Here is a 25,285-nt window from a genome sequence, read left to right on the forward strand (position 1 = left end):
TATACTTTCTCAATGGCAAAACTGTGTTCAGTGCCGTCCGCACTGCTCCCGGAAAAATGGAAAATGGGGAAGACAGATGATCGTTGAATGCGGATGTGACGAGGCAGGCAGGGGATCAGGCGCTGCTGAAGTCTATGCGGGTGCAGTCATCCTGAATCCCGAGCATACGATCAAAGGGCTGGCTGATTCAAAGAAACTGACGGCGCGCAGGCGTGAGACCTTGAGCGATGAAATACAGCGGCATGCGCTCTGCTGGTGCGTTGCAAAGGCCACTCTGGAAGAGGTTGAAACATTCAATGTGCTTCAGGCGAGCCTTCTTGCGATGAAGCGCGCGGTGGAAGGCCTCGGGATAATGCCTGATAAGGTCTATGTGGACGGCAATCATGCGCCCAATCTCGATATCCCTGTCGAGGCAGTCGTGAGGGGAGATGACAGGATCCCTGCAATAAGCGCAGCATCAATACTCGCAAAGGTTGCCAGGGACGCGGCGATGACCGAATACCACCGGATATATCCTGAATACGGGTTCGATATGCATAAGGGGTATCTGACGAAGAGGCATATCAGAGCGCTTCTCAAATATGGCCCATGCCCTATCCACAGAAAGAGTTTTTGCAGGGTCATGTCGCCCGGACTTCCTTTTTGACTTTTGGCCGTTTATATAGTTAAATGTAACTATGGACAAGGAAAGAATAGATGAGGCTCTTGAGCTGATTTGGGTCCTTCACGAGGACGGGCATGAGGATCTGAACCGTTTCAGGCTGAGTTCAGAGGATGACGAAGTTGACGCGCTCATTCAATCCCTGAAAAAAGAAGGCCTTATTGCAGTAGAGGAAGACCGTGTCCGGTTCAGTGAAGAAGGCCGCACTATGGCGAAAGGCTTGATACGAAGACTGCGCCTTGCGGAACGTCTCTTTACCGATGTCTTCGAAATGCGGGAAGATACTGTCATAGCCGATGCGTGCAAAATGGAACATATCCTGAGCCAGGAACTTACAGACAGTGTCTGCACATTCCTGGGACATCCCCAGACCTGTCCCCATGGAAAGCCTATTCCGAGGGGGGAGTGCTGCAAGAAATACCGCATTGAAGTGGAACCGGTAGTCACCAGGTTATCTGATTTCGAAGTCGGCTCAAAGGGCAGAATCACCTTTATCGTGCCGACAAAGTCTTCGCGGTTGAGCAAACTGAACTCACTGGGAATCGCTGCCGGCAGTGTGCTCAGGCTTCTCCAGCGAAATCCCTCCTATGTGATTCAGGTGGATGAAACAACAGTGGCCATTGATCCGGAGATCGCAAAAGAGATATACGTCAAAAAGGCCCTTTAGTACTTCTGTGCTGCCTTGAAAGGGGCAGTTCAAGGCTGTTTTCCTGCAGCAAATCCTCATTCAGGAGTATCTCTTCCGAACGTCCGTCTGCGACAACCTTTCCGTCCCTGATAATAATGCATCTTTCGCAGACATCGAGTATTAAGTCAAGGTCATGAGATGCGATGATTTTGGTATGCCCGAAACCTTTCAGAAGCTCGATAAGCTGTCTTCTCGATTTCGGATCAAGGTTCGATGCCGGTTCGTCCATGATGAGGATATCAGGGTCCATCGCCATAACCGTTGCTATTGCGACCGATCTCTTCTGGCCTTCCGAAAGCCTGTGCGGTGGCCTGCTTTTGAGATGATAACACCCTACCATGTCAAGCGCGCTTTTCACCCGCTCATCGACTTTTGGCCCGCTTAATCCCAGGTTAATCGGGCCAAATGCAACATCCTCGTAGACTGTCGGCATAAAAAGCTGGTCGTCGGTCCTCTGAAAAACCACCCCGACTTTTTTCCTTATTTCCTGCTTCGTCTGCTTGCTGAGTGTCACTTCCCCTATCGATATCGTTCCCTTCACGGGAATAAGCTGTCCGCTCATGTTCAGGAGAAGTGTTGTCTTGCCCATACCGTTTGCGCCGGCAATCCCGACAGCTTCTCCGTGGAGTATCCTGAACGATACCCCTTTCAGTGCCTCTGTTCCATCCGGATAACTGAAGCAGACATCGATGAGGTCGACGATATGATGACTCATCTGATATGCCTGCTCACTGTTTCCCCGACGTAATACACGATGTTCACTTTCCTGAACAGCACAAAAAGTGCAACAGCGGTGACTGCGAAGAGGAAATCAGCAATCCCGGGCCTGTGACGTTTTGCAACGCGTATCTCTCCCCTGAACCCTCGGGAAAGCATCGCCTGGTAGATTCTCTCCGCCCTCTCAACACTCCGCACGAGTAAGACCGAAATAAGCTTTGTAAACGTCTTTATCTCCTTTCCTTTTTTCCCGAATGACCGTGCCTCCCGTGCACGCAGCATCTTTAATGCCACCTCAAGAAGCACAAAAATATACCTGTACAGGAACAGCAATTGAAGAACAAAAATTTTCGGCAATTTCATCCGTTCGAGTGCTTCGCATATCCCCGGGAACGAGGTAACGGCTATCAGGAGAAGCGCCGTGCTTACTGTCAAAATGAATTTCATGAGGATCGAGAGAAATGAAATCCACCCACCGGTGACAGGAATGCCAAAAGGGGTAACGAGAATATCTGTATCAAGCAGGGGATTGAATATCCCTATGAATACGGCAAAGGGCGATACAAAAAGTATTTTCTTGGATATCGCATGCAAAGGGATATTTCCCGCCGCGAGAAGAAACACGGGGTAGAAAAAAAAAGGCACAAGCGCCGAGAGTTCATATTTTGGAAAAGAGACCACTAATATGATAAAGAGAAACGAGACCGTTATCTTTATCCTCGGATCAAGTCTGTGGACCAGGGTATCTCTGTACGAAAGTGTATCGAGATAGCCTATGTTGAAGAATTCCGTTTCGAATTTCACATCTTTGACTTATGTCTGCTTATGAATTTAACCCCGAAACCGAACAGCACGACGATTGCAAGAACCATGAGGCTTCCCACAATACCCGAGAGCGAAGTGCGTGGGTCAATTGCAGGCCAGGGAGACGCATCGGTCTCCGCACTCTCTTCGCCACCTTTTGAAGGGAGTGAATAGTCGGGAAGTATCGCGGTTTTTTCCTGAAGTCTGGCAAGGTTTTCACCCACAGTACTCTGCTGGCCGGGCACTTCGGGTTTTCCGTATATTTTTTCGATCGACCATTCCAACCCGTCCGGATTCGTCGAAGCAAACCATGAAAACGCGCCTCCGGTAAGCAATGCGAGAACCGACATGATCATCACAAGCTTCCTCAGTGAACCTCCCGCTGACATGCTCTTAACTCCCTCGAGATTATCTACAATATCGGGACGCAGGCTTCTCACATAGACAACGATTCCTGCGGTCGCGAACCCCTCAATGAGGCCGATTGCCAGATGAATGGGCTGCATCATCAGGAGGAATGTGCTGAACGGCAGTTCGGTAATACCGGAAAGTTTTGTCTCGAGGACTACGGAAAGCGCCCCAAGCTGCAGACCTGCTACCACACCGAGGACCGAGGCGACAGTGATGGCTTTATTGGAAGCATTTTTCTTTGCAATAGCCCGGTAAATAATCGGGTACCCGATAAATGCCGGATAGATCCCGAGATTCCAGATATTTGCGCCGAGCGCAAGGAGCCCTCCGTCAGCAAAAAAAAGCGCCTGTATCACAAGAACGGACGCGATAACGAGAAACGCCGCATAGGGGCCGAGGAGAATTGCAAGGAGCAGCCCTCCCCCGATATGGCCGCTTGATCCCGTCATCGGAATGGTAAAATTTATCATCTGACCAGCGAAAATGAATGCACCAAGCACCCCCATCAGGGGTATAAGCCTGTCATCCATTTTCTCTTTCAGTTTCCTTGCACAGATGATGAGAGCGCCGAGGGATCCCGCCCACAGCGCACCTCCCACCGCAGGAGAAAGTAATGCATCTGCCATATGCATAGCTGCCTCCCTAAAAATTCATCACGATTCCGGCGAGGATTGTATAGTCAGCTTCAGCTTTATTGAGGCCAGTCTTTACGCCGAAATCGATATTGAAATTCTCTGTAATACTGTAAATCACTCCGCCCAGCAGGAAAAGAGGATGGACACCGGATTCCCTGTCCGGGTTTGTTTCGCCGCCTATATTGGCGACCAGCAAAAGAGGATTTGAAACGGCATATTCTCCAGCGAGTGAATAGTGCCAGATATCCCTGAGTTCCTTCCTGTTCCTGATATACCCGATATCAAGATGGACAGCGAAAGGTTCAATTTCCTTTGTGCCAAGGAAGTGGAGGCTATAGGCTGCCTTACCGTCGCTAAGGCATTTATCCTCATCTCCTGCAGGAAGAGTAACTCCCGGTTTTACCGCGAAGCTGAGGCCTTCCTTTTCATATATCCTCCATTTCAGCTCAACGAGGATATCTGATATGCCGTCATCCTCTGTGATTCCTCCCGGGTCCTCCTCGGTCCTGAGAAACTGATACGGTGCGCTTACCACAAGATCGATATTTTCACCTACCCCCGCGGAAAGCGTCACACCGAGCTGGGTTACGGAACTGCCGTTGTCATTTTCGTATTCCACGTTTGCTTCAAGCTCGAACTTTCCAGACCCCACGGTCCCTGCGTCATCAGAAATCAGAGGATGCGCTGCGAAGGTGTTACCGGCTGAGAAAATGCCGGCAAAGAAGGCTGCTGCGAGCACAATTGAAATAAAAGGAGAGATGCTGTTTTTTTTCACGGGATTCCCTTTCCCGCGGCAAATAAAAAAAGCCGCGAATGCTTTTCAACCTGCTGGTCGTTTGTTAAGCCTTCGTGGCTTGCTTCTACTGAAAACTTATCACAGGCGTGAAACGAATGTCAAGCTGTTTCCGGTTATTTTCTGAGTTCTCCGCCTGTCTGCTGAATGATGTAGGCTACGATTGAAGCATGCAGTTCCTCGATTTCTTCATCCCTGAGTGTTCGTTCCTTCGACCGGTAAATGATATTGTATGCGAGACTCTTTTTCCCCTCGGGGATATTTCCTCCCCTGAAATAATCGAACACGGACACGTCTGCGATAAAATGCGAGGGGTACGTCCTGATCAGGTCCTGAATCCTTGAGGAGGGGATCGCCTCGTCGACGACAACGGCGACGTCGCGCTCAACAGAGGGATATCTGGGGATTTCAGCATACTGCACCACATCGGAACTTCCCAGTAAGATCGGTTCAAGGTTAATTTCAAATACGACAATTTCTGGCTTCTGTTTTTTGAGATCGAGCTTTTCGACCATATCAGGCCCCAGTACCCCAAGATAACCGATACGGGAACCCTGCACAAGGATGTCCGCAGACTGGCCGGCATGCAGATAGGATTCAGTACACGGCACAAACGTATACTGGCCCGTCCTGACCTCGCAGAAAAGCGACTCGATCGCGCCTTTTGCGATGAAGAAGCCCCGCACATCCTCTTTCCACAAAGAGGGGGATCTGCCTGTATAAAAAACCCCTGCAAGCCGGACCTCTTCTTTTGGAAGCCTCTCCTCAGTATTTTCGAAAACCCTCGCCACTTCGAACAGGCGGACATCCGTCATTCCCCTGTCCAGATTATATTTCAGGTTTGCAATCAGCGAAGGCACGAGGGTAGTCCTGAGGAGGCACCCGTCCTGGCTCAAGGGATTGCTGAGCGCCATGACTTTTCTCCTTTGGTCAGCTTCAGGGACCTTGATCATGTCGAGATCCGACATCCCCATAAAGCTGAAATTGATCGCTTCCGTAAACCCGGCCTTCATCATTGTCCCGCGGATTCTGTGCATGGTAAAAAACTTCTGGTTGAGGTGTCCTGAAGGAAGCGGACTTCTGGGGTTCGTGGTAGGGATATTCTCATACCCGAAGATCCGTGCAATCTCCTCAGCGACATCGCTTTCGCTGACAATGTCACGCCTCCCTGAAGGAGGCAACACCACAAAATCCTCTCCCCTGTCCTCCGAAGGGATGTCCAGTCTTTTCAGTATCCCGAGCATTTCCGTATTCGTGAGTGCAATGCCCAATGCCTTCCTGATCCTTTCATATTTCACTTCTACAGGGACTGCTCTGTACCTGACAGGATAGGCATCGATGATCTTATGAACCGTACCCCCTGCGATTTCCTGTATAAGAAGTGCAGCGCGGTCAAGCGCCTTTTCGAGAAACTCAATATCAGTCCCCCGTTCAAACCGGTACGACGATTCACTTGAGAGACCCAGACCCTTTGATGTCTTCCTGACCGAGGAAGGGTCAAAATACGCGCTTTCAAGAAAAATGTTCCCCGTGTGCCCCGTCACCTCTGATTCTGCACCTCCCATGACTCCGGCGACAGCAACAGGGTTCTCCGCATCCCAAATTAATAGAGAATCCCGGGGCATTATGCGTTCCGTTCCGTCGAGTGTCCTGATTCTTGCTTCTGTCCCGGAATCCGCTCTATCAGCTGCCTTTTCGTGCATGAAACTGTTCAAGGTTTTCCTGAACGAATCCGGCGTGGCCACAACAACTTTCTTCCCCTTCAACAAATCTGCATCAAACGCATGCAGGGGGTGTCCGAATTCCAGAAGCACATAATTGGTTATATCAACGACATTGTTCACAGACCGGATGCCGCATTTTTCCAGCTTTTTTCTGATCCATTCAGGAGACCCGGCAATCCTGACTCCTGCGATTACCCTCCCTGTATATCTGTTGCAAAGGTCATGGTCCAGGATGTCTACGGTGAAATCGGAGTCCGGTTGTCCTCCGCTTACCGAATGCGGCGGAATCCGCAGGGAGACATCGAAAGCAGCAGACAGTTCCCGTGCGATCCCGATAATGCTGAGACAGTCCGGTCTGTTCGGGGTCACATTCACTTCGAACACCACATCCCCGTCGACTGACGCGGTGCCCTCGACCTCCAACCCGATCATTGTAAGCCTCCGGGAGACTTCATTAGGGTCTGCCGGGATATCGACAAACTCCCGGATCCATTCATATGGTACAAGCATAGTGATTATTATATCCCTGTAATACACGGATTGACAAGAAGGGATTTCCCTGACCCTGTCTTCCTGCTATAATTGGCAAAGAAAGGGTGAGAATTCAACTGAGAGGAAGGGCATATGAAAGACAGCAGCAAGAGGAAATCTCAGCTCATCAGTGAAATCGAGGAACTCCGCAAACGAATCAGTGCCTGCGAACATACCGGGTCATCCCTGCAGGAAAATAAAAAAAGGTACCACTCCCTTTTTGAGGACTCAAGAGATGCGATATTTATCAGTACGAAAGAGGGACGATTCATTGACGTTAATCATTCAATGACAGATCTTTTCGGATTCACAAAAGAAGAGATGCTCAACCTCACTGCACAGGATATTTTTTCGGGTCCCGATGAATGGAATAATTTCCGGGAGGAAATCGACAGAAAGGAATCCGTCAGGAATTTCGAGATCCGTATTCAGAAAAAAGACGAAACAGAGATAGACTGTATTCTCTCTGCTTCCGTTCGGCGCGAGGGCAACAAGGTACTCGGGTATCAGGGCATTCTCCATGACATCACCATGCGGAAAAAACTTGAAGCTCAGCTCCTGCAGGCCCAGAAGATGGAAGCGATCGGGCAGCTTGCAGGCGGAATCGCACACGATTTCAACAACCTGCTTACCGCCATCATCGGGTTTGGCAACCTGCTGAAGGCAGATGTCAGCCAGGATCCTCGCCTTGATTCCTATCTGCGACAGATTCTTAATGCTGCGGACAGGGCTGCATATCTCACCAATGAATTACTCACGTTCAGCAGGAAACAGACTATCAGTCCCAGACCTGTTGACCTGAATGCTGTTATCCGTGAAGTACATTTGCTCCTGTCGAGAATAATCGGCGAAGATGTGGAGTTCTCGACAAGCCTTCATGATTCTGAACTGTTTGTGATGGCTGACAGTATCCAGATAGAGCAGGTGCTCATGAATCTCGCGACAAACTCAAGAGATGCGATGCCTGAAGGCGGGAAACTGACGATCACCACTGAACGCATTGAACTGGACAGTTCTTTCACAAAAGCGCATGGGTACGGAATACCCGGCGCGTATGCCCTGCTCACGTTCCAGGACTCCGGGACCGGGTTCGATGAAAGGACAAAGGAGAGGATCTTTGAGCCGTTCTTCACAACCAAGGTCGTCGGCAAAGGCACCGGTCTTGGCCTTGCGATGGTATATGGCATCGTGAAACAGCACAGGGGGTTCATCAATGTGTATAGCGAGCCCGGCGACGGTGCGGTGTTCAGGATATATTTTCCCCTGATCAATGCCGCAGCACACGAGATGCAGCCCCGTTCGCCTGTCCTTTTCAGGCAGGGGACCGAGACAATCCTCGTGGGAGAAGATGACATCCAGGTGAGAACCCTCATTAAGGAAGTGCTTCTGAAATCAGGCTATGAGATACTGGAGGCAGTTGACGGTGACGATACGCTGCGGGTCTTCCGGGACCACAGTGACAGCATTCATCTCGTTATCCTTGATGTGGTCATGCCGAAAATCGGCGCAAAAGATGTATTCAATGAAATCAGGAAGATCAAGCCTGATATGCAGGTACTTTTTATGAGCGGCTACAGCTCTGATATCATCCTGAAAAAAGGAATCTCCAAAAAACAGGTGAACTTCATTACCAAACCTGTATTGCCCGACGCTCTCCTGGCAAAGGTCAGGGAAATGCTTGACAGATGACCCCTGCGATACCCACGGCAGTTCCATAAGAGCCGGCATACCTTTTTCGGACTATCCTTATACGAAAAGGACAGTATGAGTTCAAGAGAACACGCCTCATTCAAATAATATATTTCACGACTACCAACTTCATAAACAATTCGTTTCTCATCCCCATAACAATAAAGGAGGGAGTCAGGCAACAATCGGTAATAATAATTACCTACGCAGGTAGGATTGACTATTCTTTTCAAATGCTTCATTTTATGATCAAAGGAAAAGACCGTTTTGGGTATTACAACACCGTGAGAAAACATGGGCACACCTTCCCCACTAATGGAGGATACCTTTTGCACGGGAAGAAGTAAATAGTAATGGTATTAAGGGATAATTTCAATGAAAAAAGAATCTGATTGTGCCCTGAATCTTGCCATGTCAGAAATGATGCGAGCCTCACTTGATTCTCTGCCTATCGGGGTTACCATAACTGACACAGAGGGAAAGATTATATATACAAACAATGCTGAAGCAGCAATGCACGGATACTCTGTTGAAGAAATCATCGGAAAGGATGCCCGGATATTTGCTCCTTTCCATCTGTGGAAGCGTCTGCAGTTTGAGGAATTGTATGAAATGGGGGCATGGAAGCGGGAAACGGTTAATGTCAAAAAGAATGGCGAGTTATTTCATGTCCAGTTAACGTCTATCGCAATAAGAAATGCAGGCGGTGTACCGCTTGGCATAATTACGGTTTGCGAAGACATACACGAACAAAAAAAATCTGATGCAATGCTAAGGGAAGTCGAAGAACGTTATACAAGCCTGTTCGAAAATACCCATGACATGATTCAGAGCGTTTCCCCGGATGGTCGTTTCATTTTCGTAAACCCGGCATGGTTGAAGACAATGGGCTATACATGGGATGAACTTAAGAACATAACTGTTTTTGACATCCTGCATCCAAGCTGTATACCGCATTGTACCGAAGCTTTCAAGAAGGTGATGTCAGGTGAATCAATTGATAGTGTAGAAGCAATATTCATCGCAAAGGACGGAAGGCAAATCCTCGTTGAGGGGGCAGTGAATGCACGTTCAATCGGGCAGAAAATCATCGCCTCCCAGGGGATATTCCGGGACATCACAGAGCGCAAACAGGCGGAAGAAAATCTGTTCAGAAGCGAAGAAAAACTGAGGAAGCAGGTACAGGAGCTTGAAGATTTTTACAATATCGCAATTGGCAGGGAACTCAGGATGAAGCAGCTCAAGGAAGAAAATGAAAAATTGCAGGAAGAATTGGGAAAAATGAAAAATCAGTAAAAATCAAGGCCCCTCAGAGTTTTTCTCCCACAGATTCACTAATCTGCTTTTTTCCGGTAGCAGAAGTCTTATAACAATCATTGCAGACCATTTTGCATTTAACAAAACAATCAAACATTGACAATTCTCATAAAAGATATTTTCTGGCTCATCCGGGTTCTTCATGGGTCTACACAAGATATAATTGAGAAATCCATCGCTGAAACCGGCATCTATCCAAGCTTGTTGGGTTTGAGATCACGGAGAGCATTTTCATGCAGGATATTGAACATACAAAAACAGTTCTTGAACAATTCAAGCAGAGTAGGATTCCTGTAAACATAGACGACTTCGGAACCGGGTATTCGTCATTGAGCACCCTGAAGCGGCTCCCTGTCAACAGTCTGAAAATAGATCTTTCTTTCATCCGTGAGATAACAATCAATCCTGATGACGCCTCAAGAGTGATAACCATCATTTCAATGGCGCATAACCTTAATCTCAAAACTATCGCAGAAGGAGTTGAAACAGAAGAGCAATGGAAATTTCTACGCATTATAAAGTGCGATATGGTGCAGGGGTATTATTTCAGCAAACCTCTCCCTGCAGCGGATATTGAGAATATTTTTTTGGTGGCACAACTGGATAATAAACGAACTCACAGACAACGGAGCCGGTAGACATACAAGGGAATTAAAACTGCTTCAGGAACCTGAGGTCATTCTCGAAGAACAGCCTGATATCGTCAATGGAATACTTGAGCATGGTAATGCGTTCCACACCCATCCCGAAGGCAAAACCCGAATAGACCTCCGGATCATACCCGACCATTTCAAATACCCTCGGATTGATCATTCCTGCTCCGAGTATCTCGAGCCACCCCGTATGCTTGCATACCCGGCACCCCTTTCCCCCGCAGAAGATGCATCCGATATCGACCTCTGCACTTGGTTCGGTAAACGGGAAGAAGCTCGGACGGAAACGCAACGGTGTCGCCTCGCTGAACATGCTGTGGATAAACAGTTCGAGGACCCCTTTCAGGTCGCTGAAGGCGATGTCGGTGTCGACCATGAATCCTTCGACCTGGTGGAACATCGGCGTATGTGATATGTCAGCGTCGCAGCGGTAGACCTTGCCGGGAGCGATTACCTTAAGAGGCGGCTTTCTTTTTTCCATAACCCGTACCTGCACCGGCGAGGTATGGGTCCTGAGGACAACGTCGTCAGAAATGAAAAACGTGTCCTGCATATCCCGTGCAGGGTGGTTTTTCGGAAAATTCAGCGCCTCAAAATTATAATAATCGAGTTCAACTTCAGGCCCTTCTTCGACTTCGAATCCCATCGAAATAAAGATACTGGTGATTTCGGACAGGATATTCGAAAGAGGATGCTCCCTGCCGAAAGGCGTAAACTTTCCCGGAAGTGTTACATCGATAACTTCTGTGAGGACGCGTTTCTGATGTTCGGCCTGTTTGAGGCGCGATTCCACCCTTGCGAGTTCTTCTTCAATATATCCCTTTATGACATTGACCGCCTGGCCGTATGCAGGCCGTGACTCAGGGGCGATTGAGGCAATAGCCTTGAGCTTTGAGGTCACAAGACCCTTTTTGCCCAGGTATTTTATTCTGAGTTGCTGGACTGCGGAAAGGGAAGCAGCAGACGCTGACTCTTCCTGAAACGAATCTCTGAGTGAAAGAAGATCCTCCACTTCCTGTTCAGTTTTTCACTTTTTCTACAAGCTGACTGAAAGCTGTCGGATCATTGTATGCCATATCAGCCAGAGATTTCCTGTTCAGGGTGATATTCGCCTTTTTCAGCCGTGACATAAACTGGCTGTAGCTCATTCCAAATGCACGAACCGCGGCATTGATTCTGATGATCCAGAGTGACCTGAACTCGCGTTTCTTTGCTTTGCGGTCCCTGTATGCGTATACGAGCGCCTTGTCCACCGCCTCAGTGGCAATACGGTAGAGGCGGCTTTTCGCTCCGTAATACCCTTTTGCTTTCTCCAGAATCCTTTTTCTTCTTCTTTTTGTCTTGAATCCACCTTTTGCCCTTGGCATCTGTTCCTCCCAACAAAAGCTATAAAACAGAAATCTCAGTGCAGAATGAATAGTGCTGAAACTGTTCCCGAGCTTCTATTTTATAACGTTATTCTCCTGACTTTTTATAGATATGGCAACAGCCGCTTCATTCTCACGTAGTCGGTCTCTGCAACCAAAGAAGCCTTCCTCAGCCTTCTTGTCCTCTTCGCCGGCTTTCCCGTAAGAAGGTGACTTTTGAAACCACTCCGCCTCTTTATCTTGCCGGTACCGGTAACCTTTAATCTCTTGGCAGCCCCTCTGTGGGTCTTGATCTTCGGCATCTCGTCCTCCATCGATATAAATACCTGTCTGCAAATTTAGACAGCCGTATATTATACCCTTTTGTTCAAAAAAATGCTGTGTTTTTTGAGAATGCGCCTATTTCGGTGTAACCACCATGGTGATATGATTGCCTTCAAGCTTGGGGACCTGCTCCACATTGAATTTGCCCGTGAGCAGTTGCGTCATCTTCTCAAACACCTTCATGCCGAGTTCCGGCCTGATGACTTCCCGTCCCTTAAAGAACATCGTGATCTTGGCCTTGTTTCCGCCGTCAAGGAAACGACGTATGCTCTTGACCTTAAGACCAAGGTCATGCTCGGTTATCTGGGGCCTTATCTTAATCTCCTTCACACCCATCGCCTTCTTCTGGGTCTGCTTTTTGCTTAATGAGTACCGGTATTTTCCGAAATCAAGTATTTTGCAGACAGGGGGAACCACGTTCGGCGCAACTTCCACAAGATCCAAGTTCCTGTCATCAGCGATCCTCAACGCTTCACTTATCGGCACAATGCCGAGCTGTTCACCGTTCACATCTATCAGACGTACTTCTCTTGCCCTTATGTAGTCGTTGATTTTAATATCCCTTGTTATACTCTCACCTCCTGTGTTCAGAATTCCAGACTTTTGGTCTTTATTTTTTCCTCTATCATCCCGAGAAACTCATCTGGCGTGAACGGCCCTGTGCTTTCGCCGGTACGTTTCCTTATCGCTATCTTTTTCTCGGTCACTTCTTTATCGCCTATTATAACCAAATAAGGGACTTTCTTAATAGTAGCATTTCTTATTTTATACCCGATCTTTTCGTTCTCAAGGTCCAGTTCGGTCCGTATGCCTGCGGACCGCAAAATTACCGACAACTCCTGCGCGTAATCAGCATGCCTTTCCGCTATTGTGAGAATCTGGACCTGAACAGGTGCAAGCCACACGGGAAACACCCCTGCATAATGCTCGATCAATATCCCGAAGAACCTCTCAAGAGACCCCATCAGGGCACGGTGGATCATGATCGGCCGGTGTTCTCTCCCGTCGCTTCCCCTGTATGTCATATCGAATCGTTCAGGGTTGTTGAAATCTACCTGTATCGTGCTGCACTGCCAGGGACGGTTGAGTGAATCCTTGACCTTAATGTCAATCTTGGGCCCGTAAAAAACTCCTTCTCCGGGATCTATCTCGAATGCGAGTCCCTTAATCTCAAGCGCCCTTCTCAGTGCACTCGTTGCCCTCTCCCAGTTTTCCGGTGTGCCGACAAACTTTTCAGGTCTGGTCGAAAGGTAGACATCATAATGCGCAAACCCGAATGTCTTCAGGATGAACAGGGTAAAATCAAGGACATTCAGTATCTCGTCCTCGATCTGGTCTTCCCTGCAGAATATGTGTGCGTCGTCCTGAGTAAATCCCCTCACACGCAGAAGGCCGTGCAGCACGCCAGAACGCTCATATCGGTACACCGTTCCCAGTTCTGCGTACCTGACGGGAAGTTCCTTGTAGCTTTTGAGTGAATTCCTGAACACCTGGATATGGAAAGGACAGTTCATCGGTTTGATCTCGTAATCAATGCCCTCTATTTGCATGGGTGAATACATGTTTTCTCTGTAAAAGTCCAGATGGCCGCTCTTCTGCCAGAGATTGAGTTTCGCGATGTGGGGTGAATAGAGAACTTTGTATCCTGCCCGGTAATGTTCCTGAAGCCAGAAATCTTCTATCGCCCTTCTGATCAGCGCACCGTTCGGATGCCAGATAATAAGTCCGGCCCCGATTTCATCACTGGTACTGAACAGGTCAAGTTCCCTGCCGAGTTTTCTATGATCCCTCTTTTTTACCTCCTCGAGAAAATCAAGGTATTTTTTCAGTTCTTTCCTGTCAGCGAATGCGGTTCCGTAAATCCGCTGGAGCATCTTGTTCTTTTCGTCCCCGCGCCAGTATGCACCTGCCACACTCAGGAGCTTGTATGCCGATACCTGACCTGTGGAATCGATGTGCGGCCCTCTGCACAGGTCGGTAAACCCACCCTCCTCATAGAGGGAAACCTCCTCGTCCGCAATCTCTTCAAGCAGTTCAATCTTGTAATCCTCTCCCAGTTTCCTGAAAAAATCGATCGCCTCCAGCCTCGGAACCGTCCTTTTCACAAAGAGATTGTTCTTCTTAATGATCTCCGACATCTTTTTTTCTATCGCAGTAAGGTCTTCGGGTGTAAACGGCCTTTCAATGTCAAAGTCATAATAGAAGCCGTCTTCTATGGCAGGACCAATGGCAATTTTTGCTTCGGGGAAAAGCTCCTTCACCGCATGCGCCATGATATGGGAAGCGCTGTGCCGGTAAATCTCTCTGTCTTCCTTTGAATTGAAGTTAATCTCCTTGATACGAACCCCCTTGGGCAAATAGTAGTACGGAATACCGTACTGCAAATCTCATCTATAATACATATTTTATTCTGAGATTTCAAAACCTTTGCATCTGTACAGGGATCAAAAACCCAGTCCTGAAAGGATGTTAATTTTACACTGCAGTACGGGAATCAGTCAACCGTTCCACACTTGTCCGCCGGATATATCCCATGAAAATGTTTTATAATAACTGCATGGCGCTGCTCGAAATAAAGACATATCCCGAAAAGATTCTCAGGGAAAAAACCACCGAGATAACAGATCTCGATGCTGCGACACAGGATCTCATCAATAACATGATCGATACCATGCACTTTGCGAGAGGTATCGGGCTTGCCGCAAATCAGGTCGGTGTTTCCCGGAGATTATGCGTGATCGATCTGAGCATGAAAGACTCTGACATACCGCTGCTCGTCCTGGTAAATCCGATAATCTCCGCAAAAGAAGGGTTAATAGAGGGCGAGGAAGGATGTCTGAGCATCCCCGGCTATATGACAAAACTGAAAAGGGCCGAGAAGATTTTTGTGAAGGCATTCGACAGGGAGGGAAAGGATTTCGAGATAGAGGCAGATGGCATCCTCGCAAGAGTTCTCCAGCATGAGATCGACCATCTCGACGGGTTTCTGTTCATTGACAGGATGAGTCCGATCAGGCGAGAATTTTTCAAGCGGCGCTACAGAAAGTCCCAGCAGGAAAAAAAATAGCCATGACCTTTCGTGCCCTTTTTCATGCCGGCATGTCGGGAACTTTTCATATCGCGAAAAGACAGAACTCCCGGTGCGTGTCTTCCGCTCAGGAGATATCTTAGATGCGTATTGTGTTTTTCGGCACACCCCTCTTTGCTGTTCCTTCACTCAGGGCGCTCCTCCATTCTGACGATGAAGTTGCGGCTGTTGTCACACAGCCGGACAAAAGAAGGGGAAGGGGCAGCGCTGTCTTACCCTCGCCGGTAAAGGAAATTGCCGCCGGAAGCGGTATCAGGATTCTGCAGCCATCATTCCTGAAAGAACCCTTTTTCCTTGATACCCTTGCGCATCTGCACCCTGAACTGGTTGTGGTCGTCGCTTACGGAAAAATCCTCCCCCCCCAGGTCCTTCAGATTCCCCGGTATGGCTGCATCAATGTGCACGCTTCGCTGCTTCCCCAATACCGGGGAGCCGCACCAGTACAGTGGGCGCTGATACACGGAGAAAAGAAGACCGGAATAACCACGATGCGCATGGATGAAGGGCTTGACACCGGAGACATGCTGCTGCAGGAGGAGGTCATGATTTCCGCTGACGATACTGCGACCACACTTGGAGAACGTCTCGCCGAAACAGGGGCTTCTGTCCTTATGCGGACCATTGCGGATTTAAAGGACGGCTCGCTGCACCCGGTTCCCCAGAAAGGCAGTCCGAGCTATGCACCCCCGCTCAGAAAGGAAGACGGAAAGATCGTCTGGACGAAAACAGCACCTGAGATCTTCAACCTTGTCCGCGGAACCTATCCATGGCCCGGCGCATATTGTCATTTGAACGCCGAAAGGATTAAAATTACCAGAGTCGGGGTGCTCGAAGGCCACGGCATGCCCGGAAGGATTGAAGAAACTGGAGAAGCACTTGTAGTCGGCACCGGTAAGGGACGTATTTCGCTCATGGAACTTCAGCCTGAAGGAAAACGCCTGATGAGCGGAAAAGACTTCCTTCAGGGAAGAAGATTGAAAAAAGGTGCCTTTTTCGATGAGTCATAAACTGGTGAGAGGCATTACGCTGAAAATTCTGTTTCCGCTTCTGATGGTTGCCGGATCGTTTGCAAAAAGCCGGAAAGAGTCGTATCAGAGATTCGTGATAAACCTGAACAACACCCTAATAAGAAAGGAAAACCTGAAACCGAAAAAGATCCTCCTCCTTCTCCCTCACTGCCTGCAGATAAACGAGTGTGACGTGAGGCTCACGTATAATATTTACAACTGCAAACGGTGCGGCAAATGCGAAATCAGGGATCTCATCCAGATAGCTGAAGACAACAACCTGACGCTTTTTGTCGCCACCGGAGGGTCTCTTGCAAGGAGGGTTGTCAATGAAACAAGGCCTGATGCGGTAGTCGCCGTTGCCTGCGAGAACGACCTTTCAAGCGGGATTGCCGATACCTATCCTCTCCCGATCTTCGGTATCCCCAATGAAAGGCCGCATGGCCCGTGTGTGAATACCAGCGTAGATCTGGAAAAAATAAAGGAGGCGATAAGACTTTTTGGTGCGGGACAGGGCAGTGTATAAGGATCTGAACAGATTCATAAAAATCCCTCTCTACTTTTTTGCCTTTGTTCTCCTCGGGCTGTTCTTCGGATATCTTACCTTCAAGATTCTCAGCTTCAGCCGCACAGTCGAAGTGCCGAACATCGTGGGGAAAAACCTTCTTGAATCGAACAGGCTTCTCTCGGAAAAAGGACTCTATCTCAAAATCGAGGGTGAAGATTTTGATCCTGCTGTTCCTGCAGGGAATGTCATCAGGCAGGACATCCCTGCCGGCAACAAAATCAAGGAGCGCAGGGGAATTAAGGTTGTCATCAGCAAGGGACCGAGGGTGAAGTCAGTTCCTTTGATTGTCAACGAATCGATCACCAGCGCCGAATCCATGCTGCTGCAGAAAGGCCTGAAAATAGCGAGGGTAATCGCAGTTCACTCTGATATTGTGGAAAAGGACAGGATTATTGCCCAGAGACCCGGTCCTGAAGAACAGGTGAGCGACACGTTTACCGTACTCGTAAGTCTCGGTCCGTATGAAAGAATATTTTACTGCCCTGATTTCAAAGGCATGCCGTTGGATCAGGCAGACGTCCTCATCAGGAATATGAACCTGAAGCCTGTAACCGAGGGAGAGGGCCAGACAATCCTGTCACAAAAGCCGGAACCGGGGAAGCATATCAGGACCGGAGACACAATTTACTTGAAGCTGTTCTGAGTTTCTATTTATTATAGGTATTATCTGTCTGAATTCATTCATGAAGAACATGGTCAAAATAGCACCTTCGATACTCTCTGCAGATTTTCTGAAGCTTGGCGAAGAGATACACGCTGCTGAAGCAGCAGGCGCAGATCTCCTGCATATCGATATCATGGACGGCCATTTCGTGCCGAATATTACCATAGGGCCTTTTATTGTTGAGGCTATCCGCACAATCACTTCCCTTCCCATGGATGTTCACCTTATGATTGAAGAACCTGACCGGTACATGATGGATTTCATCAAAGCCGGCGCGGATTACCTGACAGTTCATTACGAGGCTTCCCCGCACCTGCACCGGACAGTGCAATCGATTAAGGAAAACGGGACAAAGGCGGGTGTGTCTCTCAACCCTGCCACCCCTGTATGGAACCTTGAACACATACTGACAGACACAGACATGGTGCTGATCATGTCGGTGAACCCGGGGTTTGGCGGGCAGCAATTCATTCCGGGGGCATTGGAAAAGATACGGGCACTGAAACAGCTCATTGATGAAAAAGGGCTCCAGACTATCATAGAAGTTGATGGCGGGATAAAGCTTGATAATGCGCTCGACGTCATATCTGCAGGAGCAGATATCCTGGTCATGGGGTCCGGGTTCTTTCATTCTGAGGATTATGGGACAATCGTTAAAAAATTCAGAGAAATCGTCACACGCAAATAGCATATTTACCCGGGCAGAAAAGCTCAGAGAAAAATCAGACTACCATCAGGCGCTCAGGCTCTTCAGGAAGGCGTTCAGTGAATATGAAGCTCTTTCAGACCGCACTGGTGTCCTCCAGTGCATGCTTTCTCTCGGCGACACATACCGCATGGTAGGCAATTTTGACCTCGCGGAAAAGAGCTACCGGAATGCGCTGGAACTTCTCCGGACATTACAATCGGCAGCGGAAACTGCTGACGCGCATGTCGGGCTTGGATTGTCCCTGAGAGCACAGGGCAGGTGGAAAGAGGCAATTCCACTGATACGAAAAGCGAAAAACATCTATAAAAGGCTGGATGACAGGCAGGGACTCGCCTTTGCCTCATGGGCAGAGGCAGGGGCATTCAGAATAAAGGGAGATATTCACGGAGCGCTCAGGGCATACAGGGAATCCCGGAAACTGTTCACGTCTCTGAAAGATCTCCATGGCGTCGGATACTGTCTCTGCGGCCTCGGCGGCGCATCACGTGTCGCAGGGTTGTCCAGGAATTCGCTTCAATACTATACCGCTGCAAACAGGCTGTTTACTGAATTGCGCGATACATTCGGCAGGGCGTATTCCTTTTGCGGCATCGGAAATGCGTTCAGGATGAAGGGGGATTATCGCAGCGCCCTGAGCAATTTCCGCAAGGCGGTAAGTCTCTACAGAAAGATCGGTGACAGGGTAAGCTATGCCTATACTGTCTGGGGGCTGGGGACTGCCCGAAAAATGACCGGAAATTACGGGAGCGCACGCGACTATTTCGCAGAGGCAATGGCCCTTTTCAGGAGCACAAAAGATCCCAGGGGTATTATTTACTGCAAGATGGGATTCGGCGAGATCGCTTTCCTGAAGGGCAGAAAGGCTGCTGCGAAACGTTATATATCGGATGCGCTGGAAAACGCACACACACACGGCTTCGCTCTTGAGAAATGTCATGCGACAGCACTGTTGTCATGCATAACCGGGAAAATACAGAATGCATGTTATAATCAGCTTGGGCTGAAGCTCCGGTTTCGAGATTTGCCGATGAACATTCCTTAGAGCAATTCGCCTTCCTGCACTTCTCTTATCGGGAAGTACGTAGCAGGCGAAGGGTTCAGGGGAATTTGCAGGGAACACTGCACGGACCGGACTTCCGGACTATTCTTCCGGAACAGCATAGCCGGCACTTTGTTACAGGGGGAACTCATGGGGGTATTCAATATACCCAATACACTTACAATTATACGGATAGTCATCATTCCCGTCTTCATAACCTCAATTATTTACAAGCGGTATGATTATGCGCTTTCCCTGTTCATCATCGCTGCCCTTACTGACATATTCGACGGGCTTTTTGCGCGGCTGAAAAACCAGAAAACCGTGCTTGGGACATTTCTCGACCCCCTCGCGGACAAATTTCTGCACGTTACCGCGTTTATCATTTTTTCTGTCTATGGCTGGATACCCAAGTGGCTTACCATCACTGTCATAAGCAGGGATATCATCATAGTCACCGGCTGGTTTCTCCTGTATTTTATCGCAGGGTCTTCCAAAGTAGAACCGTCGCTGCTCGGCAAGATTACTGTGTGGGTGCAAAGCCTGCTCGTCGCATATATACTCATTGACATAAATCTCCTGGTGCTGCCGGATATCCCCGGGTTTGTGTTCCAGCTGACCGCTGCGGTTACCATACTTTCAGGACTTCACTATGTATACAGGGGGCTGAATGTGACGCATGCAGGCTGAACACGGAATAAAAATAGATACCGTCAACACGGGAAGCCCTGCTGAACTGTCCGGCCTTCTCCCTGAAGATGTGCTTCTCACCGTAAACGGAATGCAGATGAGGGATCCGATCGACTTCATGTTCAACAGTGCATCGCACGATATCAACATCACGTTCAGGCGTGGAGGAAAAACGCTCGAAACCCGGATCTCAAGGGAAGGCAGCAACGAATTGGGCATATGCTTCAAGCCGTTCAAGATAGCAACCTGCAGAAACAACTGCATATTCTGTTTCGTAAAACAGCTTCCGCGGGGTCTCAGAAAGACATTATACGTAAAAGACGAGGATTACCGGATGTCTTTCCTCTATGGCAATTATATCACCCTCACGAACCTCTCCAGGGAAGACAAAAAGCGTATTGTCGACCAGAGACTAAGCCCCCTTTACATTTCCGTGCATTCAACAAACAGGTCGGTAAGAAGCAAGCTGCTGGGCAATACAAAGGCCCCTGACATCCTGAAGGAACTGAAATTCCTGACAGAAAACAAGCTGCGTCTCAACGTGCAGATCGTCCTGTGTCCCGGCTATAATGACGGCAGGGAATTAAGGCAAACTCTGAGCGATCTCTACAAGTTTTATCCCTATATCCTTTCCGTTGCGGTTGTTCCTGTCGGCCTCACGATGCACAGGAAACAGCCCGTTCAGCCTGTGCTCAGGGAAGATGCAGAAGCAGCCCTCAAGATCATTGAGTCGTTTCAGAAAAGGCTTCTCAAAAAGCATGGCAACCCTGTCATTTACGGGGCTGATGAGCTCTACCTGAAGGCCGGACGTCCTTTTCCTCCGCTCAGGGAATACGGGGAACTGCACCAGATAGAAAACGGCGTCGGGATGGTCCCTCTCTTTCTGAACCAGGCAAAAAAACTGAAAATATCCAGACCGTTGCCTCCCAAAAAGAGATTTCTCACTTTCACCGGAATTTCGTTCTATCCCTTTCTGAAAAAACTCACTGAGAGGCTCTCCGAAAAAGAAGACTTTTCGATCGAGGTTTTGCCGGTCGAGAACAATTTCTTCGGCTCATCCGTCACCGTCGCAGGCCTTCTGACAGGCAGAGATGTGATCAAAGCAGTACTGGACCATACGGGACCCGGTGAGATAATCCTGATTCCTGACGTCGTCCTGAACGGAGAAGGCAGGTTTCTCGATGAGGTGACGCTTGAGGATATTCAGGAGGCGCTCCACATCCCTGCAAAAAAAATCAGTTCGACTCCCGAAGGTCTTGTCAGAGGCATTGCAGAGGCAGCATAAAAACAATGCTCATCGCCCTGCAGGCTGCCGGACATCCCTCTGATTTGCAGCGAAAAAGTCCTTGACAAAGACCCCTTTTTTTGATAAATATTTACTACAGAGTAATAATATGTTTAATTAGTAAGACATATATATGGAAAAAAGTGACACCGGGAGGAAACCGAGAAAAAAGAAGGAGTTCAGGTATGCCACTTCCTTCACAATGAGGATTGATTCATTTACCCTTGAGATGCTTGACAGAATGGCATATGACGAGGACAAGATGAGACCTGAGATTATCCGTTCTGGTGTCAAGTTTCTTTTTATTAAAAAATACGGGCAGAAGGAGATTGACAAGCTGAGGCAGAAGCACAGAAAAGACTTGCCCGGCAAGGAATCACTCTAACATGACAACGAAAACCGATATTCTTCGATACCGCTGCACGTGTGACATTGACAGACAACCATGGGAATGATAGTATTTACAATGAAATATTTTTTTGCATTGTTGGCCGTTTTCTTTCTGCTTGCCGCTCCTGCTTATGCTGACATTTACAAATATACGGATGAAAACGGCGTAATATGTTACACCGATACTCCGCTTGGTAAAAAGGCTGACAGACTCCTGAAGGAAAAGTCCGTCGCCCCCCTTGAGGCAAAAAAAGGTTCCTCAAAACGTTCAGGAGATGTCACGGACTATCACAGCATCGTTTACGACAAGGCCTCGGTGTATGATATTGACCCTTCTCTGATCAAAGCGGTCATTAAGACGGAATCAAACTGGAACAGCAGGGCGATATCAAGGAAAGGCGCAATCGGGCTCATGCAACTTATGCCCGGCACGGCAGTTGATATGAACGTGAGGAACCCTTTCGATCCGGAGGAAAATATCGAGGGTGGCACGAGATACCTGAGATACCTTCTTGAACGCTTTAACGGAGACCTCACGCTTGCCCTTGCAGCATACAATGCAGGGCCGAAGACCGTCGAAAAATTCGGGTATGTGCCGCCGATTACGGAAACCCGCCAGTATGTAAATAAGGTGCTTTCCCTTTACAACGGAAAGATGACCTATCCCGCTGCAGCCGTCGACAAACAGAAACCCATCGAACGAATCTATAAAATTGTCATGGAAGACGGCACTGTACTCTTCACTAATTCCTCTCTTGTCTCGAACAGACCTGTCAGGTTTTAAATGACTCCTGAAGAATCCCGTATCCGGGAAGAAATTCTTGCATGGAAGACCCGGAGACGGGCAATTATTCTCGCCCACAATTATCAGAGGGACGAGGTTCAGGAAGTTGCCGATTTCACCGGTGACTCTCTCGAGCTTTCGAGAACCGCTTCGTCGATGGATTGCGATGTGATCGTCTTTGCGGGCGTCAATTTCATGGCAGAGAGCGCCTCGATCCTCTGTCCTGACAAAACAGTGCTTCTTACCGAGATTGATGCAGGTTGCCCGATGGCTGACATGATCCATGTGGATACCCCGAGATGGGAGAGAAAAAGCTTTCCCGGCTTCAAAACTCCGCCCCCCTACCTGTATCCGACATCGTTCACCCTACGTGACATGAAGGCGCAGAATCCCGGCGTCCCTGTTGTCGCCTATGTCAATACGACCGCCGACGTGAAGGCTGAAAGCGATATCTGCTGCACTTCCGCAAATATCGTAAAAGTCATAGAATCCATTCCCGATGATACTGTGATATCCGTCCCTGACAGAAACCTGTCGATGTGGGCCCAGAAAAATACAAAAAAGCGGGTCATCTCATGGGACGGGTTCTGCCATGTACACGAAAGGGTGACCCGTGACGATGTGACAAAGGCAAGAAAGGATCACCCGGCGGCACTTCTTATGGCACATCCGGAATGCAGGCTGGATGTGCTGGATTTGGCTGACCATGTGACCAGCACGTCCGGCATGCTGAGGTTTGCCAAAGCGTCTTCTGCAAAGGAGTTCATCGTCGGAACGGAGATAGGTCTCATGCACAGATTGCGGAAAGAAAATCCTGACAAGGTCTTTTATCCGCTGAGGAAGGACATGATCTGTCCTAACATGAAGCTCACCACGCTGCACAGCGTGCTCAGGGCCCTGAAGGAGAACGCGTACGTGATTAAAGTCCCCGAAGAGATACGGATACCCGCAAAAAAGGCCCTGGACAGGATGCTTTCAATCCCGTAGGACATCCATGGATTTCTTTTCCAGAATCGCTGAAAGACGGATCATCGAAGCCATGCAGAACGGCGAGTTCGATAACCTTGAAGGTAAAGGGAAGCCGATACTCTTTGAGGATGAGACATGGATTCCGGAAGACCTGAGACTGGCATACAAGTTCCTGAAAAATGCGGGTTGCATCCCCCGTGAGCTGGAAATGAGAAATGAAATCATCAATATGTGTTCACTGATGAACACTCTCGATGATGACAAGGAACGGCTCAAAAAAATACGTGAATTGAATTTCAAGCTCCTGAAGCTGAATCTGGGCAGGAAAAGACCTCTCAGCTTCGAAGACTTTCCTGAATACGAAGCAAAGATAACTGACAGACTGATCGAACAACAGCGGTAGATTCCATCATACAGTACACTCCGGAGCAGGCAGCCTCATTTCTTCAGATTTTTGCTGATGCAGACCCGCAGCGGGCACTGGCAGAAAAACAATCCTCCGAAATGTATCGAGAACTTGCATTCCATCGGTATGGATACCATGCAGGCCACAAAAGCGTCCAGCCCGACATCTTTTGCACTGCAGAGTTTCCTGAAGCCCGATGTATAGCAGACAAACCCCTTCGGGCATTTCATGGTCTTCATGATATCTTCCATGTTCTTTCTGACATGCTGATCCACTTTTTTCTCTTTCTGCGGCATCACATCAGACCCTCCAGCCCCGCAAGGACTGGGTTCCGGGAAATGCATGCCTGGAAACGACCATCTCTCCTATACCCCCCTGCCCTGATGTCCGGCCCACCACTGGCCGTTCTGCTTTTTTCCGGATTTCCTGAAGATATATTTCATCACGAGCAGAAATACTACCAGGCTGATGGGGTTCATAACCAGCGCAACAAGATTCGAGAAAAAGTCGAACATCGTTCAGCACTCCCCGACATGATGGACCGCATCTTCATGGAAGCTCCTGTTTCTTTCCAGATAGTCATCGAGGGTCTTCAGCATCGAAATGAGGATAGCCTTGAAAACCGTCATGACAGAAGGATCCGTAAAATACGAATATACTTTATAGTTGCCATCCGGCGTAAATCCGACGAGGGACCAGTCAGCAAAGCCGTATTTTCCCACAATTTCGCTTATGTCATTAAGGTCAGCCTGTTTCATCGAAGCACCTCCTTTTCACTGCACATCCGATAATTTTAATATTTATACTATCTTAATTATATAAATAGCATATATCATGCCAGCCTTCTTAATGAGCAAGTGACTGTCATTAAAGAATTATTTTTGTCATTCACTGCCTCTGTGGGTAAGAGATTACATAATTCGTCACAAAAAGTACTCAAATGGGGAAGAGTCTGCAGGTTCCCGAAGCACCGCTTCCAGGACATCAGCACATCCGGATTCTGTTATACTTATAATATGAAAATCATATCAAGATGAGGAGATACAATGGGTGAAATCGAAAACACGGCTATGAAGATCATTCATGCCTATGAGGATTATTATCTGGATAAGGAAAAAAGGAAGATCCTGGACAACCTGTTCGACAGGTTTCTGAGCATTGTTGATATTAACGGGCAGATGGATATATATGAAGCGACTGTTGCGCTCAGCAGGTCCCATCCAAAGGAATATGCCGAATTGCTGAAAGCATTGAAAGACGAATCTCTCATCTCTGACTGATTCTGTTTTCTGACGCAGACATTTCCCAATAAACGTTGCAAGGCACTGAATCCGCCGGATTCCTGTGCCTGATTGTCCTGCCGCACATAGTT

At 48.5% G+C, this 25,285-nt stretch carries 30 protein-coding genes and 1 pseudogene; 18 read left to right on the top strand and 13 right to left on the bottom strand.

Annotation, left to right across the window (positions count from 1 at the left end):
* Window positions 1-76: 76 nt before the first annotated feature.
* Both rnhB and AB1552_07140 read left to right on the top strand, forming a co-directional pair.
* Entirely contained in the window at window positions 77-646 is a 570-nt protein-coding gene (gene rnhB, locus AB1552_07135; protein MEW6053545.1) for a ribonuclease HII, read from the top strand.
* Window positions 647-677: 31 nt separating this feature from the next.
* On the top strand, window positions 678-1,328 hold the full coding sequence (locus AB1552_07140) for a metal-dependent transcriptional regulator (GenBank protein ID MEW6053546.1): 651 nt from the start codon (window positions 678-680) through the stop codon (window positions 1,326-1,328).
* Here AB1552_07140 and AB1552_07145 read toward each other — a convergent pair.
* From AB1552_07145 to pheT, 5 genes are all read right to left on the bottom strand, one after another.
* Window positions 1,312-2,064 (bottom strand): ABC transporter ATP-binding protein, encoded by a 753-nt coding sequence (locus AB1552_07145; GenBank protein ID MEW6053547.1) that lies wholly within the window; start codon window positions 2,062-2,064, stop codon window positions 1,312-1,314. The two genes, AB1552_07140 and AB1552_07145, sit on opposite strands and share 17 nt — an antisense overlap.
* On the bottom strand, window positions 2,061-2,870 hold the full coding sequence (cbiQ, locus tag AB1552_07150; protein MEW6053548.1) for a cobalt ECF transporter T component CbiQ: 810 nt from the start codon (window positions 2,868-2,870) through the stop codon (window positions 2,061-2,063). Before cbiQ ends, AB1552_07145 begins: the two co-directional genes overlap by 4 nt.
* On the bottom strand, window positions 2,867-3,913 hold the full coding sequence (locus tag AB1552_07155; GenBank protein MEW6053549.1) for an energy-coupling factor ABC transporter permease: 1,047 nt from the start codon (window positions 3,911-3,913) through the stop codon (window positions 2,867-2,869). The genes cbiQ and AB1552_07155 overlap by 4 nt, the downstream gene beginning before the upstream one ends.
* Before the next feature lie 10 nt (window positions 3,914-3,923).
* Window positions 3,924-4,691 (bottom strand): transporter, encoded by a 768-nt coding sequence (locus tag AB1552_07160; GenBank protein MEW6053550.1) that lies wholly within the window; start codon window positions 4,689-4,691, stop codon window positions 3,924-3,926.
* A gap of 134 nt (window positions 4,692-4,825) precedes the next feature.
* Complete coding sequence (gene pheT / locus AB1552_07165; GenBank protein MEW6053551.1) at window positions 4,826-6,943, bottom strand: phenylalanine--tRNA ligase subunit beta; 2,118 nt, start codon at window positions 6,941-6,943, stop codon at window positions 4,826-4,828.
* Between the two features lie 114 nt (window positions 6,944-7,057).
* Here pheT and AB1552_07170 point away from each other — a divergent pair, with 114 nt between their 5' ends.
* The 3 genes and pseudogenes from AB1552_07170 to AB1552_07180 all read left to right on the top strand — a co-directional run bounded on the left by AB1552_07170 (window position 7,058) and on the right by AB1552_07180 (window position 10,608).
* Window positions 7,058-8,653, top strand: a complete 1,596-nt coding sequence (locus AB1552_07170; protein MEW6053552.1) for a PAS domain S-box protein — start codon at window positions 7,058-7,060, stop codon at window positions 8,651-8,653.
* Window positions 8,654-9,028: 375 nt separating this feature from the next.
* Window positions 9,029-9,949 carry a PAS domain S-box protein gene (locus AB1552_07175; GenBank protein MEW6053553.1) on the top strand — a complete coding sequence of 307 codons (921 nt, stop codon included), beginning with the start codon at window positions 9,029-9,031 and terminating at the stop codon, window positions 9,947-9,949.
* Between the two features lie 233 nt (window positions 9,950-10,182).
* A pseudogene (locus tag AB1552_07180) lies at window positions 10,183-10,608 on the top strand (EAL domain-containing protein).
* Between the two features lie 13 nt (window positions 10,609-10,621).
* Here the strand turns inward: AB1552_07180 and pheS are convergent.
* The 5 genes from pheS to thrS all read right to left on the bottom strand — a co-directional run bounded on the left by pheS (window position 10,622) and on the right by thrS (window position 14,698).
* Entirely contained in the window at window positions 10,622-11,635 is a 1,014-nt protein-coding gene (gene pheS, locus AB1552_07185) for a phenylalanine--tRNA ligase subunit alpha (GenBank protein MEW6053554.1), read from the bottom strand.
* A 7-nt stretch (window positions 11,636-11,642) separates the two neighbouring features.
* The gene (gene rplT / locus AB1552_07190) at window positions 11,643-11,990 is read right to left on the bottom strand and encodes a 50S ribosomal protein L20 (protein ID MEW6053555.1); all 348 of its coding nucleotides are present in this window, start codon (window positions 11,988-11,990) and stop codon (window positions 11,643-11,645) included.
* Window positions 11,991-12,094: 104 nt separating this feature from the next.
* The gene (rpmI, locus tag AB1552_07195; GenBank protein ID MEW6053556.1) at window positions 12,095-12,292 is read right to left on the bottom strand and encodes a 50S ribosomal protein L35; all 198 of its coding nucleotides are present in this window, start codon (window positions 12,290-12,292) and stop codon (window positions 12,095-12,097) included.
* 97 nt (window positions 12,293-12,389) lie between these two features.
* Window positions 12,390-12,908, bottom strand: a complete 519-nt coding sequence (gene infC, locus AB1552_07200) for a translation initiation factor IF-3 (GenBank protein ID MEW6053557.1) — start codon at window positions 12,906-12,908, stop codon at window positions 12,390-12,392.
* Window positions 12,902-14,698, bottom strand: a complete 1,797-nt coding sequence (thrS, locus tag AB1552_07205; GenBank protein MEW6053558.1) for a threonine--tRNA ligase — start codon at window positions 14,696-14,698, stop codon at window positions 12,902-12,904. The genes infC and thrS overlap by 7 nt, the downstream gene beginning before the upstream one ends.
* A 149-nt stretch (window positions 14,699-14,847) precedes the next feature.
* Here thrS and def point away from each other — a divergent pair, with 149 nt between their 5' ends.
* The 12 genes from def (at window position 14,848) to AB1552_07265 (ending at window position 23,910) form a co-directional block, all read left to right on the top strand.
* Window positions 14,848-15,381 carry a peptide deformylase gene (gene def / locus AB1552_07210; protein MEW6053559.1) on the top strand — a complete coding sequence of 178 codons (534 nt, stop codon included), beginning with the start codon at window positions 14,848-14,850 and terminating at the stop codon, window positions 15,379-15,381.
* Window positions 15,382-15,485: 104 nt separating this feature from the next.
* On the top strand, window positions 15,486-16,409 hold the full coding sequence (fmt, locus tag AB1552_07215; GenBank protein ID MEW6053560.1) for a methionyl-tRNA formyltransferase: 924 nt from the start codon (window positions 15,486-15,488) through the stop codon (window positions 16,407-16,409).
* Complete coding sequence (locus AB1552_07220) at window positions 16,399-16,935, top strand: DUF116 domain-containing protein (GenBank protein MEW6053561.1); 537 nt, start codon at window positions 16,399-16,401, stop codon at window positions 16,933-16,935. The genes fmt and AB1552_07220 overlap by 11 nt, the downstream gene beginning before the upstream one ends.
* On the top strand, window positions 16,913-17,620 hold the full coding sequence (locus AB1552_07225) for a PASTA domain-containing protein (GenBank protein ID MEW6053562.1): 708 nt from the start codon (window positions 16,913-16,915) through the stop codon (window positions 17,618-17,620). Before AB1552_07220 ends, AB1552_07225 begins: the two co-directional genes overlap by 23 nt.
* Before the next feature lie 49 nt (window positions 17,621-17,669).
* A complete protein-coding gene (gene rpe / locus AB1552_07230) occupies window positions 17,670-18,329 on the top strand; it encodes a ribulose-phosphate 3-epimerase (protein ID MEW6053563.1) in 660 nt (219 codons plus the stop codon).
* A complete protein-coding gene (locus AB1552_07235; GenBank protein MEW6053564.1) occupies window positions 18,283-19,392 on the top strand; it encodes a tetratricopeptide repeat protein in 1,110 nt (369 codons plus the stop codon). The genes rpe and AB1552_07235 overlap by 47 nt, the downstream gene beginning before the upstream one ends.
* Window positions 19,393-19,539: 147 nt before the next feature.
* Window positions 19,540-20,079: a CDP-alcohol phosphatidyltransferase family protein gene (locus AB1552_07240; protein ID MEW6053565.1), complete on the top strand. Its 540-nt coding sequence runs from the start codon at window positions 19,540-19,542 to the stop codon at window positions 20,077-20,079.
* Window positions 20,069-21,364 (top strand): DUF512 domain-containing protein, encoded by a 1,296-nt coding sequence (locus AB1552_07245; GenBank protein ID MEW6053566.1) that lies wholly within the window; start codon window positions 20,069-20,071, stop codon window positions 21,362-21,364. Before AB1552_07240 ends, AB1552_07245 begins: the two co-directional genes overlap by 11 nt.
* A 133-nt stretch (window positions 21,365-21,497) precedes the next feature.
* Complete coding sequence (locus AB1552_07250; protein MEW6053567.1) at window positions 21,498-21,749, top strand: hypothetical protein; 252 nt, start codon at window positions 21,498-21,500, stop codon at window positions 21,747-21,749.
* A gap of 81 nt (window positions 21,750-21,830) precedes the next feature.
* Window positions 21,831-22,538 carry a lytic transglycosylase domain-containing protein gene (locus AB1552_07255; protein ID MEW6053568.1) on the top strand — a complete coding sequence of 236 codons (708 nt, stop codon included), beginning with the start codon at window positions 21,831-21,833 and terminating at the stop codon, window positions 22,536-22,538.
* Window positions 22,539-23,525: a quinolinate synthase gene (gene nadA, locus AB1552_07260; protein ID MEW6053569.1), complete on the top strand. Its 987-nt coding sequence runs from the start codon at window positions 22,539-22,541 to the stop codon at window positions 23,523-23,525. It abuts the gene before it with no gap.
* A 7-nt stretch (window positions 23,526-23,532) separates the two neighbouring features.
* Window positions 23,533-23,910, top strand: coding sequence for a DnaJ family domain-containing protein (locus AB1552_07265; GenBank protein MEW6053570.1), 378 nt, complete (start codon window positions 23,533-23,535; stop codon window positions 23,908-23,910).
* 35 nt (window positions 23,911-23,945) lie between these two features.
* Here the strand turns inward: AB1552_07265 and AB1552_07270 are convergent, their stop codons facing one another.
* From AB1552_07270 to AB1552_07280, 3 genes are all read right to left on the bottom strand, one after another.
* A complete protein-coding gene (locus tag AB1552_07270) occupies window positions 23,946-24,209 on the bottom strand; it encodes a hypothetical protein (protein ID MEW6053571.1) in 264 nt (87 codons plus the stop codon).
* Between the two features lie 69 nt (window positions 24,210-24,278).
* Window positions 24,279-24,428: a hypothetical protein gene (locus tag AB1552_07275; GenBank protein ID MEW6053572.1), complete on the bottom strand. Its 150-nt coding sequence runs from the start codon at window positions 24,426-24,428 to the stop codon at window positions 24,279-24,281.
* Window positions 24,429-24,431: 3 nt separating this feature from the next.
* Complete coding sequence (locus AB1552_07280) at window positions 24,432-24,671, bottom strand: hypothetical protein (protein MEW6053573.1); 240 nt, start codon at window positions 24,669-24,671, stop codon at window positions 24,432-24,434.
* Between the two features lie 288 nt (window positions 24,672-24,959).
* On the opposite strand from AB1552_07280, the gene AB1552_07285 reads away from it, so the two are divergent.
* A complete protein-coding gene (locus AB1552_07285) occupies window positions 24,960-25,193 on the top strand; it encodes a hypothetical protein (GenBank protein ID MEW6053574.1) in 234 nt (77 codons plus the stop codon).
* Window positions 25,194-25,285 lie beyond the last annotated feature (92 nt).

The sequence above is a fragment of the Nitrospirota bacterium genome, assembly GCA_040754395.1.
Classification (GTDB): domain Bacteria; phylum Nitrospirota; class Thermodesulfovibrionia; order Thermodesulfovibrionales; family SM23-35; genus JBFMCL01.